Genomic DNA, 1,219 nt, shown 5'->3' on the forward strand with positions numbered 1-1,219 from the left:
GAGATTAAATTTGCTATAAACTTCTAATAATTTTTCTAACATAGCAATATCTACCACATATCCTTTTTGAGTGATATCTTCTATGATTTGACCAATAACTTCTTTATTGAGGTCGTCTTCTTCTAAAGATATGTCAGAATGATTAGGTTTTTCTATAATATTAGCTTTAGATAAAAAATCCTTATAAACACTTTCTTGATTATTATCATTATAAGTGTGGATTTGAATTTTATTGTTAGTATCACCCCAATAGCTTTGATCAGCCGTAGCATTAGCTAAATCGTTTTCATGATGATAGATGTGGATGTTGTTTAGATTAGTTCCCTTTGATGAACCAAAAAAAATACCAACTTGCTCACCTTCAATTTTTACACCTGAAGCAAAAAACATATAAATGTTTTTAAAGTTACTATCACCATTACTATTACTTATATCACCGACAAAACCACCAGATAAAACATCATTGCCAATACCTATAATATTTAATATGTTATTTAAATATATATTTGAAATGGATGAGTTGCTAATACCACCAGCAAATCCACCGACAAGAGTACTAGCACTAATATTTTTTATATTATCTAAGTAAATATTTGAAATAGAAGAAGAATGAATACCTGCAATAAAACCACTAGCATAGGAAGAACCACTATGACCTGATATAGCAAAACTTCTACTATTAATATTTCCAATATTATTTAAAAATATATTTGAAATAGACGAACCCCTAGAGTATCCCGATAAACCGGAAACAAAACTAGAATGTCCATGAGCAATACCACTGATATTCTTTATAGAGTCTAAAGAAATATTTGATAATTCCGAGTAATCAATAAAACCAATCATACCACCTATAAAAAGAACACTTCCGTCGTATGTAACCGCTGTGATGTTTTCTATATTACCTAAGTATATATTAGATAACAATGCATCAGAAGCTAATCCTATGAATCCACCAATATAACCAGCATTAAGAGTATTAATACCTCTTTCATAATCAACATTAATATTTTTAAAAATTGCACCCTTAGAAGAAACTCCGAATATTCCTACATATTTAGGTTTATCTACGACTGCATCTACAGTTGTGTCTATATTAATATTTCTTAAAGTATAATCTTGTCCATCAAAAGTTTTTGTAAAAGCACTGGTAACTCCAACTATCATACTAGCACACCCTAATCCATCTATACAATAGTTTGCGTAGTTTTTACCTTCT

The 1,219-nt window shown here is 29.5% G+C and carries 1 pseudogene; it reads right to left on the bottom strand.

Going from position 1 to position 1,219, the window contains the following annotated elements:
- Window positions 1-1,167: pseudogene (locus L8X30_RS07850) on the bottom strand (hypothetical protein); the annotation flags it as partial.
- Window positions 1,168-1,219 lie beyond the last annotated feature (52 nt).

It is taken from the genome of Campylobacter sp. CNRCH_2015_0338h (genome assembly GCF_025772785.1).
In the GTDB taxonomy this organism is placed as follows: domain Bacteria; phylum Campylobacterota; class Campylobacteria; order Campylobacterales; family Campylobacteraceae; genus Campylobacter_D.